This window comes from Halorubrum tibetense (genome assembly GCF_042661865.1).
Taxonomy (GTDB): Archaea; Halobacteriota; Halobacteria; order Halobacteriales; family Haloferacaceae; genus Halorubrum; species Halorubrum tibetense.
The window spans coordinates 1-1,340 of the sequence record NZ_JBHSWW010000447.1; the positions used below are offsets into that span (position 1 = coordinate 1).

Annotated in this window: 1 protein-coding gene; it reads right to left on the bottom strand. The window is 71.9% G+C overall.

The window, feature by feature from the left end:
* Positions 1-1,155 (bottom strand): DUF255 domain-containing protein (locus ACFQEU_RS16025; RefSeq protein WP_379783785.1); only part of this gene is annotated, 1,155 nt, incomplete at its 3' end.
* Positions 1,156-1,340 lie beyond the last annotated feature (185 nt).

Sequence of the window (1,340 nt, forward strand, 5' to 3'; positions counted from 1 at the left end):
GGCGACCGCCGCCCCCTCGCCGAGCACGCCCGCCCCGCGGACGTACGCGCCGAGAACGCGCGAGACGTCTTCGAGGAGGTCCGTCTCGCCCGTTTCCCCGTTCGCGCGGTAGCGAGTCACCTCGCCGGTGTCGGGGTCGATCAGGTCGTGTTCGAGCCCGTCGAGGATCCGCGCGCCGTACTCACGGGCGTCCTCGTCGTCCGTGTAGGCGGCGACGGCGAGGAGGGCGTCGGCTGCGAGCGCGTTCGCGCCGGCGAGGACGGTGAGATCACGACGGGGGGAGTCGAGCTCGGCGCGGTCGGCGGCGGGTGCGGCGTAGTACGCGCGACCGAGCCCCGGGCCGAGGCTGCCCCCGACACCGTACCCGGTCCAGAGGTCGTCCGTGAGGAACTCGACCGTGGCCGCGGCGGGCTCGCGATACGCCTCCTCGCCGGTGTAAAGGTAGGCGTTCGCGAACGCTCGCGCGACCGCGGCGTTGGTGTCGGCGGGCTTCTCGTAGGCGATATCGCCCCAGTCGCGCGAGCCGGCGAACCGGAAGAACCCGCCGGCGACATCGTCGGCGAGGTGGTCACGGATCGCGTCGAGGGTTCGCAGGGCGCGGTCGCGGTCGCGTTTCAGCGCGAACTCCACGGTGTGCGGGAGCGGGAACTTCGCGTCCGTCCCCCAGCCCGCGTACTCGGCGTCGTACTGCTGTTCCAGCTGCCCCGCGAGGTGACTCTCGATCGCCTCGGAGAGCGCGCCGGCTGGCGGCCGGTCCCCGTTCAGCGCACGGGGCACCCGCCCCGCCGCTCGACCCTCCTCGACCCACATCGTGCGGACGGATTCGAGCACCTGGCGCATCCCGTCGACGCCGAGATACCCCGCGCCCGTGAGCAGCTCCCCTTCGGGCGTGAGGAAGGCGGTCGTCGGGAACCCACCCATGTTGTACCGCTCGCGGACCCGTGGGTGGCGGTCGACGTCGACGCGGATCGGGACGAACCACTCGTTGACGTTGGCGGCCACGCGCGGTTCGGCGTAGGTGGTCGCGTCCATCTCGTGACACCCCTCACACCACGTCGCCGACAGCGACAGCAACACCGGACGGTCGCGGTCGTCGGCCTCGGCGAACGCCTCTCGGCCCCAGTCGCGCCACTCGACGCGGGTCCCCTCGGTCATGGACGCGAGTCGGGTCGGCGCGTGGGTAAGCGCTTCGAGACGGCCGCGATCCCGGAGTCGTCGACGACGAGGTGCGAAGCGGTTTATCCCCGCCCACCCACCCGATCCGTATGACGACCGAAGCCGACCACGGAGCAACGCCACGCGTGTGTGTCGTCGCCTGCGGCGGAACGATCGCGTCCGAA